Here is a 16264-nt window from a genome sequence, read left to right as displayed (position 1 = left end):
TTGCGGATTATCGGAACGATCGGGCTCAGAGCCACTCGATGTCGTTGAAACCGCGCGCGATGTAGCCGCCCTTCGAGTAGGACTCGCCCTCGTAGCCGAAGATCGGCCACACCTCCTTCTGGTTGTAGAGGCTGACAACGAGGCCGCCGCGAACCGCCTGGAAGAAAGGCGTCTTCTCGATCTCGGTGAGCAGCGCCACACGCTGCTCTTCCCAGCCGAGCCCGCGATAACCACCCTTGCCGGCCTTCTTGTCGAGTTCGGCAATGCCCTTCTCGATCAGCTCCTTGTGAGCAGGATCCTTGGCGGCCATCTCGTCATGGCCCTTGACGGCGATGGCGTAATATTTGTCCGGCACCTGGTCGTGCGGATAGATGTCGCGCGCCACCTGGATCAGCGTCGCCATCGTCTCCGCCTTCAACGCCGAGGTTTCCAGCCCCCAGGCGTGCTCCGGGCTGATGACCGCGCTGCCGGAGATGACGAGCAACGCGCCGATGCTGCCGCGCTTGAGAAGTTCACGACGTGAAAGTCCAGGCTTCCCGTCATAGATCGTGACCATTTTGTTCCTCCCTGCTTGCTATTTGCACCCCTAGGAGTGCCGTTGCTGGCGTCCGCGCCGATGGGCACGACCGAATAATCCCCCTATTGGAAGCGCCCTCCACGCTGCAGGACCTCGATCTTGTAACCGTCGGGGTCCTCGATGAAGAAAAAGCGGGCGATCAGCGAACCGTCGCGGTTGAACTCGACGATCTTCTTCGGGTTCAGGCCAAGCGCGCCGAGGCGATCATGTTCGCTGTCGAGATCGGCGACCGAGACAGCGAGGTGGCCATAGCCATCGCCAAGCGCGTAGGGCTCCTGCCGGCCCTTATTGACGGTCAACTCGACTTCGAAAGGCGTATCGGCATTGCTGAGGTAGATCAGCGTGAACGTCTCGAAATCCAGCCGTTGGGCAAACTCCAGGCCGAACGCCCTGGTGTAGAAATGGATGGACTGGGCCTCGTCGAGAACCCGGATCATGGTGTGGATCGCCTTCGCCAAATCAGACTCCGCAGCGTTCGTGCTTTCGAAGGTGATTATGCGCGCCGGTCGAGATAAGGTGGTGGCAGCCGATTACCACGCATAGGATCGGAAACCGGGGACATACATTAAGGACGAAAGTCCGATTGCCGTTGTCGACCGTCCGGTCGAAGATGAAATCGCAGGCAGTGTTCAAAAGGCGCCGATGGCTCCGTCGACGCCCAAGATCAACAAAAACGGGAGGTAACGATGTGCAGAGTGTTTGCCGCACAGGATCCGGAAGGCTATCGCCAGATCAACCGGTCGATCCGCATTGATGGACATTCGACCAGCATCCAGCTCGAGGCGACGTTCTGGGCCTTGCTCGACGAAATCGCCGAAAGCCAGAACCTGACGACGCCGAAATTCATCTCGAAACTCTATGACGAAGCCATCGAGATCAACGGCGAGATCCCCAATTTCGCCTCCATGCTGCGCACCACCTGCGCGCTCTATCTGCGGGGCCACAGGCCCAGCATCGACGAGCAGGTGACGCTGAAGCGGGAAGCCGCCTAGCCAGTATTTCTAAGACTCAAGCACATCCTTGACGATCGTCGCCAGTTGCTTGAGCGAGAACGGCTTCGGCAAGAAACCGAAATGCGCGTCGGCCGGCAGGTTCCTGGCGAATGCGTCCTCGGCATAGCCGGACACGAAGACGAACTTGATGTCCGGCTGGCGCTTGCGCAATTCGCCAAGCAGGGTCGGCCCGTCCATTTCCGGCATCACCACGTCGGAAACGACGATATCGACCTTACCACCCAGGGCTTCGAACACTTCCAGCGCCTCGACGCCGGAGGATGCCTCGTGCACCGTATAGCCGCGCGAAATCAGGGCCCGCATGCCGCCCATGCGCACGGCATCCTCGTCCTCGACCAGCAGCACCGTGGCTGACCCGGACAGGTCCTTGGTGTTATCGATTGGTTTGACCGGCGCTGCGCTCGGCGCTTCCCCGGGTTCGTCCGCCTTCTTCGCTTCCGCGATGTGACGTGGCAGGAAGATGCGGAAGGTCGATCCCTTGCCGACTTCGGAATCGCAGAAAATGAAGCCGCCGGTCTGCTTGATGATGCCGTAGACCATGGACAGGCCAAGGCCCGTGCCCTTGCCGACCTCCTTCGTGGTGAAGAAGGGCTCGAAGATCTTCTTCAGCACGTCAGGCGCTATGCCGCTGCCGGTGTCCTCGACTTCGACCACGACATAGTCGGCCGCGGTAAGTTCGCGATACGGGAAGGTCTTGCACTCCTCGGCGGTGACGTTGCGGGTGCGCACGGTAAGATCGCCGCCGGCGGGCATCGCGTCGCGCGCGTTGACCGCCAGATTGACCACCACCTGCTCGAACTGGCCGATATCGACCTTGACCGGCCACAGGTCGCGGCCGTGGTCGATCTTCAGCTTGATGTCGTTGCCGACCAGGCGGGCAAGCAGCATCCTGAGATCGGCGAGCACATCGGTCAGGTTCAGCACTTCCGGCCGCAGCGTCTGCTTGCGCGAGAAGGCCAGCAACTGCCTGACCAGCGAGGCCGCCCGGTTGGCATTCTGCTTGATGTTCATGATGTCAGGGAAGGATGGGTCCGACGGCCGGTGATTGGTCAAAAGCAGGTCCGACGCCATGATGATGGCGGTCAGCACATTGTTGAAATCGTGGGCGATGCCACCGGCGAGTTGCCCGACCGCCTGCATCTTCTGGCTTTGCGCCATCTGCCCTTCGAGCGCCTTCTGCTCGGTTGTGTCGACGGCGTAGACGATGGCCGATTCCTCGGCACCCTCGCCGCCGGTGCCGTCGGCGACGGCATTGACGTAGAATCGGATGTGCCGCTCTTCGTTGCCGGGCAGCACGGTGTCGATCGGCTCGATGTCGGCCTGCCGCTGCCGAGCTTTCTCGAATGCGGCGGCAAAGGCCGGCCGCTCGCGTTCATGGATCACCGTATCGAGCCGCACGCGGCGATCCACGGCGTCCCGGTCGACGACCGAGGAAAACAGCGACAGGAACGGCGCGTTGGTGCGCAGGATGCGCCCGCTGGCATCGACACCCGCGATCGCCATTGGCGTCGAATTGAAGAAGCGGGTGAAGCGCACTTCCGAAGCGCGCAGATCGGCCGAGGCATCCTCGCCCTGCGTGCGGTTGAGCACGATCGTGCGCGTCGGGCCGCCGACACCTTCGCGGCTGGCCGAAACGCGATGCATGAAGCGCACCGGCAGCGCCTCTCCCGTCATCGTCGTCAGGTCGAGATCGATGACCGCGTTACGTGTCGTGCCGGGGTCGGCCTTGACCGAGCGCACCAGCGCCATGCCGTCGCCGGCAACGATATCCGGCAAGGTCACGGCGCCAGGAGTGAAACTGGCGAGATCGATGCCCAGCCACTCCGCCAGCGTGGCGTTGATGTAGGTGACACGGCCGTCCTGATCGGCGGAAAAGAAGCCGGCCGGGGCGTGGTCGAGATGATCGATGGCCTTCTGCAAATCGAGGAAGAAACGCTCCTGCTCGGCCCGTTCCTGCGAAATGTCGGCGAGTTGCCAAGCCAGCATCGGCAATCGCTGGCCCGGAACGCTGAACGTGCGGGCACGCGCCCTGTACCAGCGGGCGCCCGGTTCGGCGCCGGGCCGGATCGACTGCGCCAGCCGAAACTCGCCGTCGCCCGGCTGGCCGTCACGCAGGCCGGAGGCCAGCCGGTAAATGGTCACCGAGGCCTCGGGAACATCCGAAAGCAGCCCTTCGACCGTCTTCAGGTCGGCGGCCGAGGAGGCTCCGGTCATGTCGGCATAGGCCCGGTTGGCGTAGACGACGCGGCCCTTGGTGTCCGTCACCAGCAGGCCTTGCCCCATCGAATCGACGAACGCCTTGGACAGTTCATCGCCGGTCGAACGCGGCGTCACCTGTACGAAGCCGATCGCCGTCGCGAACAGGAAGCCGACGCCGATCATCGCCAGCACGCCCAGCATGCCGAGCAGGAACGGGTCGCCGAGGCGCTCGCGGAACAGGCCGAAAACGATCGCGGCGCCCGTCAGAACGACGATGAAGATGATGAGCCGGGTGACCGCACCCGGTCGCGTATTCTGGTCGACGATCGGTACCGGATAGAAATCGCCGCGCGCTTCCTTGGCCATATGCCCCCTGCTCGTGAAGTCCGATGTTCCGACACCCGCCCCTAATGCATGTCGCCCAAAAGTGACTTCGGTTTTGGGAAAACGGCATGCATGAAAACAAGGACCTAAAGCGCGTCGCATGAATCCGCTTCAGCGCGACGCGCTTTAGCCGGTTGAATCATATTCTCCTAGTCCGGAAAAGGCCCGGGCGGCAAATGTCAGATAAAAATGATGCCGGCCGTGTTTCAAGCTGTTCACGATGCGTGAAAGGCAACTTGCGGTAGCTAGTCCCAACGGTCTAGTGTCGCGTCACTTTCCAAAACCGATCAGGGGAAACCAATGCAGTGGCTGGATAGCGTGGCGGGCCCTGGTTATGCGGCGGCACTCCTGTGGACCTTCGCGGCGCTGATCCTGCTGGTCATCGTGCTCGTCATCATCAGGCTCGTGCGCAACCTGACCTTTGGCACGTTTGTCGCCGGTGGCCGGAACCGCAAGACCCGGCTCGCCGTCATGGACGCCACCGCCGTCGACAGCCATCGCCGGCTGGTGCTCGTGCGCCGCGACGACATCGAGCATCTGCTTCTGATCGGCGGCCCGACCGACGTCGTCGTCGAGCGCGACATCCGTCTTGCCGCCCCGCGCCGTCCGGCGCTGACGGGAGATGGCGGCCTGCAGCCTGTCCCGGCCACCGCGGCCCCAGCGGCAAAGCCGCGGCCGCCTCAGCCGGTTCCCGCACCGGCACGACCGGCACCGCTGCCCCAACCGGTGACCGCGGCAGCGCCGCCTGCCCGCCCGCGCCCGGCAGCGCCACCACCGGCCCCGGTGCCCGCACCGAAACCGGTAGCGCAAACCTATCAATCGACCAATGTTACGCCGCTGCCTGCCTACGGCTCCGCCAACGCCAATGCCGTCAGGCACGCGCCACCACCGCCGCCTAGGCAGGACAGCATCGACGACGCGCTCATGAAGGACCTTGAGGTTTCGCTCGACCAGCCCCGCTCCGGCGGCCCGGTGGGCAAACCGGCAGCCAAGGCGCCGCAGTCGCTCGACGATGAAATGACCAAGCTTCTGGGCGAACTTTCAAGCCAGAAGCGATGATTGGCGCCTGAGGCGCCCCGCCCGGCCGGCGATCTGGCCGAGGTTTGCTTCCGCTTGCTGCAATGGATTTGCCACGCACCAATAAAAATGGCCGGAAAAAACCGGCCATTTTTATTGCAACTCCATCGAAACTGCCCTGACAGGCAGCTCAGAATCACTACGTCAGTCGTCGCGATAGACCTTTTCGCGGCGCTCGTGCCGTTCCTGCGCTTCGATCGACAAGGTGGCGATCGGACGCGCGTCGAGCCGCTTCAGCGCGATCGGCTCGCCGGTTTCCTCGCAATAGCCGTAAGTGCCTTCATCGATGCGCTGCAGCGCCGAATCGATCTTTGAAATTAGTTTCCGCTGACGGTCGCGGGCCCTGAGCTCGATGGCGCGGTCTGTTTCCGAAGAGGCGCGGTCGGCGAGGTCGGGATGGTTGGCGTTTTCCTGCTGCAGGATTTCGAGAGTTTCGCGCGCTTCGCGCAATATGTCATTTTTCCAGGTGACGAGCTTTAGGCGGAAGTAGGATTTCTGCCGTTCGTTCATGAACGGCTCGTCTTCGGAGGGTACGTAATCGGCGGTAACGATGTCGTTCATTCGACTCACCCAAACTGCCCCAAATTTGGCGCCTATATATTCGCCGCCCGACGCCTGCACAAGCGCAATCGGCCACCGGCTCACGCAATTGTTAAAGTGCCCCAGCGGCACTTGCTTGAGCGAAATGCTGCTGATTCGATGGCGAAAGCGCCGCAACCCTTTGCCACGTGGTGTTATGCGCAATTCCTTGCACGCAAGAACACGGACCATTGTGCGCAACACCCTTCTCGTGGCTAATCGCGATGCGGCTTCGGCTTCGGCATCATTGGAGGTTGGGTGAGCAGGCTCTATCTGTTGCGGCACGCCAAGGCCGGCTGGGCGCTGCCCGGCATGCGCGATTTCGATCGTCCGCTCGATGCATCCGGCCGCGCCGATGCCGAGATCATTGGCGCTGCCATGCGATCACGTGGCTATGTCCCCGACCTGACATTGTGCTCCAACGCCAGGCGCGCCAAGGAAACGCTCGAAGGGCTGGCCGGCCAGACCGACACTGGCAAGGTGCTGTTTTTCGACACGCTCTACAGCGAAGACGCGGCCGGCTATCTCCGTCTTATCCGGGAGCATGGCGGGCCGGGTTCACTGCTGGTCATCGGCCACAACCCGATGACGGAGGATCTTGCCATGGCTGTCTCAGGCGACGGCGACGAGGCGGCGCGGGCCATGCTCAATCATGGGTTTCCGACTTCGGGCCTGGCGGTCGTGCGTTTCCTGGATGATCTGACGAAGGCGGGCCAGGACGCGGGTTATCTCGAAGCGTTCCTGACACCGGCCGATCTCTAGCATCGATTTCCGGCACCATTTCAAAGCCGGGTTCCAACGCCTATATCGGACGGACCGAAGCCCGAGAGATCACATTTTGGCATCATCGCTGACCACCTTCACCGACGAGGCAAGGATTGCTCTCGATACGCTGTCGGGACGCGCCACCGGGCTTTTTTCACCGTCGCTGCGATTGGGCGTTACAGGCCTTTCGCGCGCCGGCAAGACGGTGTTCATCTCCGCGCTGGTCCACAATCTGATCCATGGCGGACGGCTGCCGCTGTTCGAGGCGCAGAAATCCGGACGCATCGCGCGCGCCTTCCTCGAAGAGCAGCCTGACGACGCCGTGCCGCGCTTCCAGTACGAGGATCACATCGCCGCATTGGTCAACGACCGCGTCTGGCCCGATTCGACGCGCGCCATTTCGGAACTGCGGCTGACCATCGAATACGAATCGGCCTCCGGCTGGAGCCGCATGTTCTCATCCGGCAAACTGTCGGTCGACATCGTCGACTATCCCGGCGAATGGCTGCTCGACCTGCCACTGCTCGGCAAATCCTTCGCCGATTTTTCACGCGAGGCCATCGAGATGGCCACTTTGCCGGTGCGCGAGGATCTTTCGCGGGCCTGGCAAGCGATTTCGGCCGAGATCGACCCGAATGCCGACGCCGACGAGATGACGGCACGCCGCCTGGCCGAAAGCTTCGCCGCCTATCTCAAGGCCTGCAAGCTCGACGAGCGCGCGCTTTCGACCCTGCCGCCCGGCCGTTTCCTGATGCCTGGCGACCTCGAAGGTTCGCCTGCGCTGACCTTCGCGCCGCTGGCCGGCCTCGACAGGCGTCCGCGCCCGGGATCGCTGCACGCCATGATGGAGAGGCGCTACGAGGCCTACAAGACGCATGTCGTGAAGCCTTTCTTCCGCGAACACATCACCCGTCTCGACCGCCAGATCGTGCTCATCGATGCCATGCAGGCGCTGAACGCCGGCCCCGGCGCCATGGCTGACCTGGAGCGCGCCGTGACCGAGATTCTCAGCTGTTTCCGCCCCGGTCGGGGCAGCTTCCTCACCGATCTGTTTTCCCGGCGCATCGATCGCATCCTGGTCGCCGCGACCAAGGCCGATCACCTGCACCACGAAAGCCATGACCGGTTGCAGGCCATCGTTCGGCGACTGGCAGATCGCGCCGTGGCGCGGGCGAATTTCACCGGCGCCGATGTCGACGTGGTCGCCATGGCGGCGGTGCGGGCGACCCGCGAGGGCATGGTCAAGCAGGGCCGCGAAACCTTGCCTGTCATCATCGGCACGCCGATCGCCGGAGAGAGGATCAACGGCGAAACGTTTGATGGAAAGACGGAAACAGCCATATTTCCCGGTGACTTACCGGAGAAGATTGATGCTGTATTCGATACTTTGGGTCCCGACCACAGGCAGGACTCCACGGACCCGGCAATCCGTTTCGTCCGGTTCCGTCCGCCAAAACTCGAACGCACGGCCGAAGGCGTCACGCTGTCTTTGCCGCATATCCGGCTCGACCGTGCCCTGCAGTTCCTGATCGGAGACCATCTGGCATGACCGCGCCCCGCAAGCCGGCGGCATTCCGCATCGAGCCGGAAGCCGCGCCAACGCAAGAGGCGCCGAAGGCGCGCCAGGCCGAACTCTCGCGCAAACCCCGCGTGATGAAGACCGATGTCGCGTTGGTCATACCGGCTGACGTCGACGTCTTCGACGAGCCGGACATCATTGCCGCCGAACCGCCGCCGGCGGTCGCCCCCAGGAAACGCTCGCTGTTCGGCAGCATCTTCTTTGGCGCCATAGGCGTCCTGGTTTCGCTGGCAGTCGGCCTGTGGACCGACCAGCTGATCCGCGACCTCTTCGCCCGCGCCGAATGGCTGGGCTGGCTGGCCGCCGGCATGGCCGTTATCGCGCTGCTGGCGCTTCTGGTGATCCTGATTCGCGAATTCCTGGCCATCGCCCGTCTTGCCGAAGTCGAAAAACTGCAGAAACGCGCGCTCGATGCCATCGCGCGCGACGATCCCAAGGCGGCACGATCGGTGGTCGACGAGCTTTCGGCTTTCGTCGCGGCCAAGCCCGAAACCGCGGCCGGCCGGCGCGCACTGGCCGAACTGCGCGGTGAAATCATCGACGGCGGCAATCTGGTGCGTCTGGCCGAAGCGGAAATTCTTGGCCCCCTCGATGCCAGGGCAAAGGTGATGATTCTCGAAGCCGCCAAACGCGTCTCGCTGGTCACGGCGGTCAGCCCGCGCGCGCTCGTCGATGTCGCCTATGTCGTGTTCGAGGCCGGACGCCTCATTCGCCGCCTCTCCGAACTCTATGGCGGACGGCCGGGAACGCTGGGTTTCTTCCGCCTGGCGCGCAGCGTGCTGGCGCATCTGGCGGTCACCGGTTCCATCGCCGTCGGCGACAGTTTCGTCCAGCAGATCGTCGGCCATGGGCTGGCGGCACGGCTTTCGGCCAAGCTTGGCGAGGGCGTCGTCAACGGCATGATGACGGCGCGCATCGGCATCGCGGCGATGGAAACGGCGCGCCCCCTGCCCTTCAGTGCGGCAAAGCGCCCGGGACTGGGCGATTTCCTCTCGGCACTGACATCGTTTGCCACCAAGAAGGACACCGAGACGCCCGGCCCCGGCAAATAGCGTTTTACTCTTCGGGACGGCGAACGGATCGCGGTTTCGAGGCCCCGCAGTGACGAAGCATTAACCAATCTTCTTCATGGTCAAACCGGTTCCAAACAGCATCTTTGTTGCCGGGTGTCGTCGATGAAAAGCGTAATTCTGTCCAGCATCTTGCCCCTGGCCGTCGCGATCACCGCAGTCGTCGGTGTCGCCTCGGGGGCTTCCGCTACAGAGCCGGACAAGCAGTTCTTCCAGTCGGCCGAAGGCAAATGGGTCGGCCCGGGCGAAATCGTCGCCGGCAAGTACAAGGGCACGAAATTCAACTGCAGCTTCACCGGCTCCACGCCGGACGGCAAGATGGGCATGACGCTGGACGGCGGCTGCCGGGTCGGCATGTTCACCCAGCCGATGTCGGCCAAGATCGAGCGCAAGGGCCGCGATTACAAGGGTTCCTTCATGGGCGGCGCTGCCGGGGCCGGCCTCGATATCATCGGCGGCAACGTTGTCGATGCCCGCAAGGTGGTCTTCACCATCAACCGCAACCAGTTGCGCGGCGTCATGCAAGCCCGCATTCCCGACGACAATTCGATGACCGTGACGGTTGCCGTACGTGTCCAGGATCAGCTGGTACCGGTCATCGGCATGAGCCTGAAGCGCGTCGATGCCGTCGAAGTCGGCTCCATCGCGCCGAACTGAGCGCGTATCGCGCCCTAACACATCCCTCAAAAACAAAGAGGCGGCAGCCCATCGCCACCGCCCCCTTGAACCAGTCGAATTAGGCGTTTAGCCTTTGATGGCGGCCGTCACCTCGTCATACGCCTTGCAGGCGTCGGCGAGTGTCGTGGCGCCCTGGTACTTGGTTGTCACTGCCTGGACCTTGGCGGTCAGGTCAGCCGCCTTGGACGGATCCTTGGTGATCGCTTCCTGCAGCGCGGCAGCCATGTCCTGCGCCTTCTTGGTCGCGATCTCGGCCGTGCATTCAGGCGCCTTCGAACAGGCCGAACCGGCAAGCACCGCCAGGCCGACGGCAACAAGCAAAAACTTCTTCATGTCAGTCATCTCCTCAAAAGGGCGCGACTTGATCGTCGCTCACCCTCCAATGGCCGAAGCCGAGCGTCCTTAGCCCTCGATTGTGGCAACAAGCAACGCGCGCATGGCGTAAACTTGTGTAACGCGCCTGCAATATTGTCCGGACCGGATTCGGGCTACTGTGTCAGCGGCGGCAAAGTTTAGTTGCGCGGCTGTAGCAGCGCCAAGACGGCTGTCGATGCGGCAAGGATAGCAGTCACGGTCAAAGGCGCTGTAGGACCATAGGTGTCCACAGCATAGCCGCCGACAACCGCGCCGATGGTGATGGCGACCTGAAAAGAGGCGACCATCAGGCTGCCCGCTGCTTCCAGCGCGTCCGGCGCTGCGCGAGACAAATTTGTCGGCAGCACCACTGGCGCCATGCCGAAGGCGAAACCCCACAGCGTAGCGAAGCCAAAGGCAACGCCAATGTGCACGCCCCAAAGCACCAATGCCAGCGCCGCAAACGCCATCAATGCGGCGGTAACCACGAGAGCCACGTGGATATTGGCGTCGGCCATGCGGCCACCGGCAATATTGCCGATCACTGCGGCGATGCCAAATCCGAGCAACGCCAGGGCAATTGGCCCGGTTGCAAGGAGCGTCACATGTTCGAGAAAGGGACGCACATAGACCGAGCCGGCAAAATGCCCCGTCATCAGTAAAAGAATAGCAAGCATACCAAGTTGAATGCCACGCCGCCGTGTCAGCCGAAGGACGTCTGCAAGACTGTTGCTTGCCGTTGCAGGCAAAGACGGCAGGCTAAGCAACTGCAGCAACATGGCAACCACGGCCAGCCCCGCTGTCATGGCCATGGCGCTGCGCCATCCCAGCCAGTCGCTGATCAGCGCACCCATCGACGGTGCGGCAATGGTGGCGAGCGAGACGCCGAGGGTGACGATAGCCATGCCCCGACCTGTCGCATTGGCGCCAACCAGCCTCGCGACGACGGCGACCGAAAGCGCCCAGAAAGCGCTGAGAGCGATTCCCAGCCCGGCCCGGCCTAGCAACAGCAGCCAGAAATTGGGCGCCAGCGCCGCAAGAATATTGGAAGCGACCGCTAGCGCCATGAGGCCAACCAGCACCGTCTTGCGGTTCAATCGGCCGATGAGAACATTGCTCAACATGGCCGTCACGGCGCCGACAGAAGCGGTGGCGGTGACGACCTGTTCGGCCGTTCCCTCGCTGATGCCGAGATCGCGCGCCATTGGCGTCAACAGACCTGCCGGCAGAAATTCGGCTGAGACCAGGGCAAAGCTGGTGGCCGCCAATGAAATGACCGCGAACCAAGTGGTTGCGCTCCACGCGGCCGGCGCAGCGGCATCAACGTCTATCGCCGCGTCTTCAAGCTGTAATGTTGTGTCAGTCACGGAAAGATCTCCAAAGTTTGGAGATCTTCATAAACGAGTCTTTTCGGATGAAATGTATCTCAAAATCCGAAATCCATGTCTATTCGTCCGGGAATTGTGCGGCGCACAACGCCTGGCGAGACATTGGTGATGCGCTTGAAGGCGCGAGCGAAGGATGCCTCGGAATCATAGCCCAAGCGGGTAGCAACCTCGGCCACCGACAAGCCGTTTTGCCCCAACAACTCGCGGGCAAGCTGCATGCGCAAACGGGCGAGATAGCGTGCAGCACCCTCTCCCAATACAGCGCTGAAGCGCTCGGCGAAAATCGAGCGCGATTGGCCTGCTAGGCTGGCGAGGCTTTCGAGCGTCCAGTTATGGCCGGGGTCTCTGTGCATGGCTGCCAGAGCGCGGCCAATATGGGGATCGCGGATGGCAGCGAGCCAACCGGTGGTCGAAGCTCCCGTACAATTGACCCAGCAGCGAATGAGCCGGGCTGTCAGCAAGTCCGCCATACGCGACAAGATAGTGGCGCTGCCCATCTGCGGTTGCGCGGCCTCCGCGGTCATGGCCGCCAGTAACGGACCAACCACCGGGTCATTGCCGGCCACGTCGCAACCCTTGATGATAGGCGGCATCAGCGTGATCAATGGGTTTAACGCACAGGCGCCTAAGGCCATTGAGCCGCAGAAAAGGGTGCTTGTCGCGCCCGTGCCTTCCCGTACGACTTCGCAGACGTTGCTCCCCAACTTGGTTACCCGGCAATCATCGAGCGAGCCGCCTGCAACGTCCGGCGCGCTGGCCAGCCGATGGGCGATGCCTTGCGGCAGCAGCGCCAGATCGCCATCGCGCAACTCCTGCCAGCCTTGCGCTTCGGTGTGGATCCAGCAAGGACCCTGACCGACAAAGTGAAAACGAAGCAGCGATTGTTGCGGAAACTCTATGCTCCAAGGATGTCGGAGCTCGCAGCGGCCATAATTGACACCACTCAAGCGAAAGTCTTGTAGGACTTCGCTGAGCGCGTCCATCGGAATATGGGGCGGCGGAGACGGCCGGGACGAATGGACAGTCATCCGACCAATATAGATACCAATCGTCCGGCAGGCAAGCGGAGACGGTTGTTCCACCAGGGGAAACGCTTCAGCGGCACCTACCCGTCCTGGCAGGCTCCCCGCCCTTGCCTCCCGCTCCAACTGCATGCAAGGAGTGCTGTCGGACATAGGGACAAGAGGCATGGCAGCGGAAGCGTCGGGCAGCGATCTCATTCAGGTGGTGGCGCTGCTTGCCGCGGGCGTCGTCGCCGTCCCGATCTTCAAACGCATGGGCCTCGGCTCGATCCTTGGCTATCTCGCCGCCGGCGTGGTGATCGGCCCATTTGGCCTTCGTATCTTTTCCGAATCAGGGGCCATCCTCCATGTCGCCGAACTCGGCGTCGTCATGTTCCTGTTCATCATCGGACTGGAAATGCAGCCATCGCGGCTTTGGGGCCTGCGCCGCGAAATCTTCGGGCTCGGCGCGCTGCAGGTAGGCGTCTGTGCGGTTCTGCTGACCGGTGTCGGTGTGGCCGGAGGCTTCCCGGTCTCGCAATCCTTCGTCGCCGGCGCCGGTTTCGTGCTGACCTCGACGGCGATCGTCATGCAGCTTCTCGAGGAACGCGGCGAAATCGCCTCGCCGAAAGGCCAGCGCATCGTCTCCATCCTGCTGCTGGAAGATCTGGCCATCGTGCCGCTGCTGGCCCTGATCGCGTTCCTGGCGCCAGGCGGCGCCGACACCAGCCTGTCGGAAAGGCTGACCGAGGTCGGCATCGGCCTTGCCGCGATCGTGGGACTGGTGCTGGCCGGCCGCTATCTGCTCAACCCCTTCTTCCGCATCCTGGCGGATGCCCGTGCCCGTGAGGTGATGACGGCCGCGGCACTTCTGGTCGTGCTGGGATCGGCACTCGCCATGCAGCTCAGCGGCCTGTCGATGGCGATGGGCGCGTTCCTGGCCGGCGTTCTTCTGTCCGAATCGACCTTCCGCCACCAGCTCGAAGCCGACATCGAGCCGTTCCGCGGCATCCTGCTCGGCCTGTTCTTCCTTGCGGTCGGCATGTCGCTCGACCTGCATGTGGTGGTCGCGAACTGGAAGTTGATCGCCATCTATGTCGTCGCCTACATGGTGATGAAGGCGTTTGGCATCTACATCGTCGCCCGCATCCTAAAGACCGGCCATCGCGAAGCGCTGGAACGCGCTGTCTTCATGGCGCAGGGCGGCGAATTCGCCTTCGTCCTCTACTCCGCCGCGGCTGCCGTCGGCATCATCGACAGCCAGGCCAATGCGACGCTCACGGCAATCGTCATCATCTCGATGGTGCTGACGCCGCTGGCGATCATCGCCTTGCGGTATGTCACCCCGCGCGACGAGCAGTCGCTCGACGGGGTCGATGTCGCCGACGGCCTGACCGGCAGTGTGTTGGTCATCGGTTTCGGCCGCTTCGGCCAGATCGCCAGCCAGCCGCTGCTGCTGCGCGGCATCGACGTGTCGATCATCGACAACGATGTCGAGATGATCCAGGCGGCGGCCGATTTCGGCTTCAAGGTCTATTATGGCGATGGCACACGACTCGACATCCTGCGCGCCGCGGGCGCTGGCCAGGCGCGCGCCGTGCTGATCTGCGTCGACAAGGCCGATGCCGCCGTTCGCATCGCCGAACTCGTCAAGGCTGAGTTTCCCTTGCTGACTGTGCTGGCGCGCGCCTTCGATCGCGGCACGGCGCTGCAACTCATCCGCACCGGCGTCGACTATCAGCTGCGCGAGACCTTCGAATCGGCGCTGGTTTTCGGTGGCTCGGCCCTGGAATCGCTTGGCGTCGATCCTGAAGACGTCGCTGAAACGATCGAGGACGTCAGGCGCCGCGACACCGACCGTTTCGAAACCCAGCTCGCCGAAGGCATACGCGCCGGCCAACGCTTCTTGCGCGGCAATATCGGTACGCCTATTCCGACACCGCTCTCCACGCCGCGCCGCCCTGGCAAGGCCCTCAATGAGGAGACGGCCGGCGTTCTACACAAATCCGAAACTGCCGATTGAACTAAGGAATCATGCATGGAATTGGACAGCAGGGCCCTGTCGGTCACCAAATTCTGGCGTGACGCCGGCGAGGATGCATGGTTCGAGAAAAACGACGCTTTCGATGCCGATTTCCGTGACCGCTTTCTCGACCTGCACTATGCCGCCGCGGGACGCGAATGCGACGACTGGTCAGGCCATGCCGAAGGCTCGCTGGCGCTGATGATCCTGCTCGACCAGTTTCCGCGCAATTGCTTTCGCGGCACCGGCCATATGTGCGCGACCGACCCACTGGCGAAGCATTTCGCTGAAAAAGCGATCACGGCCGGCCAGGACTTGATGCTCGAACCGGAACTCCGCGTCTTCCTCTACCTGCCGTTCGAACATTCGGAACTGCTCGCCGATCAGGAAAGATCGGTGGCGCTCACCACAGCCAATGCGCCGGACTATGTCAAATACGCCGAGGAGCATCGCGACATCATCCAGCGCTTCGGCCGCTTTCCGCACCGGAACAAGATGCTTGGCCGCGAGACGACACCGCAGGAACAGGCATTTCTGGATGGCGGCGGGTTCTCCGGCTGACCGCTACGCCGCCCGGCGACCACCCAGAGCAATTTCAGGAAAAGTGTGAGCAGTTTTCCCGGGAAAGCGCATAGCGCTTTCCCTTGGGAATTGCGTCAAAACAACGAGTTAGAGCGGGTCGCCGTTTCCGCGAAACGGTGAACTGCTCTAACGGAGTGCTCAGGTCAGCCACCAATCCCGGCCGGACGGCAGGCGTTCGATGCCTGATGCATCGACCGCAGCCAATCGCTCGGACACGCTTCGTCCTCCGACGGCAAGATCCGGCGCGATTTCGGCAAGCGGCGCCAGCACGAAGGCGCGCTCCAGCATGCGCGGATGCGGCACTTCCAGCCCGGTCTCGTGGATGACGCGGTCACCGAACACCAGAATGTCGATATCGATCAGGCGCGGCCCCCAGCGCTCCTCGCGCACACGCTTCAACTTCCGCTCCGCATCGAGGCAGAGGTCGAGCAGCGCCCGCGGCGAGAGCCGGGTCGACAATTCGGCGGCCGCGTTGAGGAAATCCGGCTGGTCGAGTTTGCCCCAGGGCGGCGTGCGGTAGAGCGAGGAGACGGCAGCGACACGCGTATCCCCATCGGCGTCGAGAATGCGCAGCGCCGCCGCCATCGAGGCTGCCGGATCGCCCAGATTGCCGCCAAGGCTGAGGTAGACGGTGTTATTCGGGCCAGACAACGGTCACCTCGACATAATCGAGCACGCCGGGCACCGGCGCGTTCGGCTTGCGCACGGTGATTTCAGCCCTCCTGATCTGGGGAAACCGCTCCGTCAGCGCCTTTGCCACCTCCATTGCCAGGGCCTCGATCAGGAAGCGCCGCTCGCCGGTGATGATCTTTTCGATCACCGTGAAGGCAATGCCGTAATTGACGGTTTCCCCGATGGCGTCGTCGACAAGCGCGCGCCCGGGTTCGACCGACAGCACCGCGTCGACATAGAAACGCTGGCCGAGCGCCTCCTCCTCGTCGAGCACGCCATGCCGGGCAAAGAAGGCACAGTTCTTCAAGCGGATGACATACATG

17 protein-coding genes are annotated in these 16264 nt (G+C 62.9%); 8 read left to right on the top strand and 9 right to left on the bottom strand.

Going from position 1 to position 16264, the window contains the following annotated elements; all coding sequences use genetic code 11:
• Positions 1–25: 25 nt before the first annotated feature.
• Positions 26–556, bottom strand: coding sequence for a gluconate 2-dehydrogenase subunit 3 family protein (locus DBIPINDM_RS35315; RefSeq protein WP_258583568.1), 531 nt, complete (start codon positions 554–556; stop codon positions 26–28).
• Positions 557–639: 83 nt separating this feature from the next.
• Entirely contained in the window at positions 640–1035 is a 396-nt protein-coding gene (locus DBIPINDM_RS35310) for a VOC family protein (RefSeq protein WP_258583567.1), read from the bottom strand.
• A 228-nt stretch (positions 1036–1263) separates the two neighbouring features.
• On the opposite strand from DBIPINDM_RS35310, the gene DBIPINDM_RS35305 reads away from it, so the two are divergent.
• The gene (locus DBIPINDM_RS35305; RefSeq protein WP_258583566.1) at positions 1264–1569 is read left to right on the top strand and encodes a ribbon-helix-helix domain-containing protein; all 306 of its coding nucleotides are present in this window, start codon (positions 1264–1266) and stop codon (positions 1567–1569) included.
• Positions 1570–1578: 9 nt separating this feature from the next.
• On the opposite strand, the gene cckA is transcribed toward DBIPINDM_RS35305, so the two are convergent.
• Positions 1579–4155: a cell cycle histidine kinase CckA gene (gene cckA, locus DBIPINDM_RS35300; protein WP_258583565.1), complete on the bottom strand. Its 2577-nt coding sequence runs from the start codon at positions 4153–4155 to the stop codon at positions 1579–1581.
• Between the two features lie 318 nt (positions 4156–4473).
• Between cckA and DBIPINDM_RS35295 the strand changes: the two genes are divergently transcribed.
• Positions 4474–5232 (top strand): flagellar biosynthetic protein FliO, encoded by a 759-nt coding sequence (locus DBIPINDM_RS35295; RefSeq protein ID WP_258583564.1) that lies wholly within the window; start codon positions 4474–4476, stop codon positions 5230–5232.
• Positions 5233–5394: 162 nt separating this feature from the next.
• Here DBIPINDM_RS35295 and dksA read toward each other — a convergent pair whose 3' ends face one another.
• Complete coding sequence (gene dksA / locus DBIPINDM_RS35290; RefSeq protein WP_006202025.1) at positions 5395–5811, bottom strand: RNA polymerase-binding protein DksA; 417 nt, start codon at positions 5809–5811, stop codon at positions 5395–5397.
• 276 nt (positions 5812–6087) lie between these two features.
• Here dksA and DBIPINDM_RS35285 point away from each other — a divergent pair, with 276 nt between their 5' ends.
• The 4 genes from DBIPINDM_RS35285 (at position 6088) to DBIPINDM_RS35270 (ending at position 9900) form a co-directional block, all read left to right on the top strand.
• The gene (locus DBIPINDM_RS35285) at positions 6088–6591 is read left to right on the top strand and encodes a SixA phosphatase family protein (RefSeq protein WP_258583563.1); all 504 of its coding nucleotides are present in this window, start codon (positions 6088–6090) and stop codon (positions 6589–6591) included.
• 76 nt (positions 6592–6667) lie between these two features.
• Positions 6668–8143 (top strand): YcjX family protein, encoded by a 1476-nt coding sequence (locus DBIPINDM_RS35280; protein WP_258583561.1) that lies wholly within the window; start codon positions 6668–6670, stop codon positions 8141–8143.
• Positions 8140–9225, top strand: a complete 1086-nt coding sequence (locus DBIPINDM_RS35275; RefSeq protein WP_258583560.1) for a YcjF family protein — start codon at positions 8140–8142, stop codon at positions 9223–9225. The genes DBIPINDM_RS35280 and DBIPINDM_RS35275 overlap by 4 nt, the downstream gene beginning before the upstream one ends.
• 123 nt (positions 9226–9348) lie before the next feature.
• Entirely contained in the window at positions 9349–9900 is a 552-nt protein-coding gene (locus DBIPINDM_RS35270) for a hypothetical protein (protein ID WP_258583559.1), read from the top strand.
• Between the two features lie 87 nt (positions 9901–9987).
• Here DBIPINDM_RS35270 and DBIPINDM_RS35265 read toward each other — a convergent pair whose 3' ends face one another.
• The 3 genes from DBIPINDM_RS35265 to DBIPINDM_RS35255 all read right to left on the bottom strand — a co-directional run bounded on the left by DBIPINDM_RS35265 (position 9988) and on the right by DBIPINDM_RS35255 (position 12691).
• Positions 9988–10254: a hypothetical protein gene (locus DBIPINDM_RS35265; protein ID WP_095200069.1), complete on the bottom strand. Its 267-nt coding sequence runs from the start codon at positions 10252–10254 to the stop codon at positions 9988–9990.
• Positions 10255–10433: 179 nt separating this feature from the next.
• On the bottom strand, positions 10434–11642 hold the full coding sequence (locus DBIPINDM_RS35260) for an MFS transporter (protein WP_258583558.1): 1209 nt from the start codon (positions 11640–11642) through the stop codon (positions 10434–10436).
• Positions 11643–11701: 59 nt separating this feature from the next.
• Positions 11702–12691: an AraC family transcriptional regulator gene (locus DBIPINDM_RS35255; RefSeq protein WP_258589422.1), complete on the bottom strand. Its 990-nt coding sequence runs from the start codon at positions 12689–12691 to the stop codon at positions 11702–11704.
• A 160-nt stretch (positions 12692–12851) separates the two neighbouring features.
• On the opposite strand from DBIPINDM_RS35255, the gene DBIPINDM_RS35250 reads away from it, so the two are divergent.
• A complete protein-coding gene (locus DBIPINDM_RS35250) occupies positions 12852–14687 on the top strand; it encodes a monovalent cation:proton antiporter-2 (CPA2) family protein (protein ID WP_258583557.1) in 1836 nt (611 codons plus the stop codon).
• Positions 14688–14702: 15 nt separating this feature from the next.
• Positions 14703–15248: a DUF924 family protein gene (locus DBIPINDM_RS35245; RefSeq protein ID WP_258583556.1), complete on the top strand. Its 546-nt coding sequence runs from the start codon at positions 14703–14705 to the stop codon at positions 15246–15248.
• Positions 15249–15407: 159 nt separating this feature from the next.
• On the opposite strand, the gene folK is transcribed toward DBIPINDM_RS35245, so the two are convergent.
• Both folK and folB read right to left on the bottom strand, forming a co-directional pair.
• A complete protein-coding gene (gene folK, locus DBIPINDM_RS35240; RefSeq protein ID WP_258583555.1) occupies positions 15408–15920 on the bottom strand; it encodes a 2-amino-4-hydroxy-6-hydroxymethyldihydropteridine diphosphokinase in 513 nt (170 codons plus the stop codon).
• Positions 15904–16263, bottom strand: coding sequence for a dihydroneopterin aldolase (gene folB / locus DBIPINDM_RS35235; RefSeq protein WP_172228641.1), 360 nt, complete (start codon positions 16261–16263; stop codon positions 15904–15906). Before folB ends, folK begins: the two co-directional genes overlap by 17 nt.
• Between the last annotated feature and the right edge of the window lies 1 nt (position 16264).

Source organism: Mesorhizobium sp. AR02, assembly GCF_024746835.1.
Classification (GTDB): Bacteria; Pseudomonadota; Alphaproteobacteria; order Rhizobiales; family Rhizobiaceae; genus Mesorhizobium.
The sequence above is the reverse complement of the archived record's forward strand: the minus strand, read 5'-3'. Positions and strand labels throughout refer to the sequence as shown.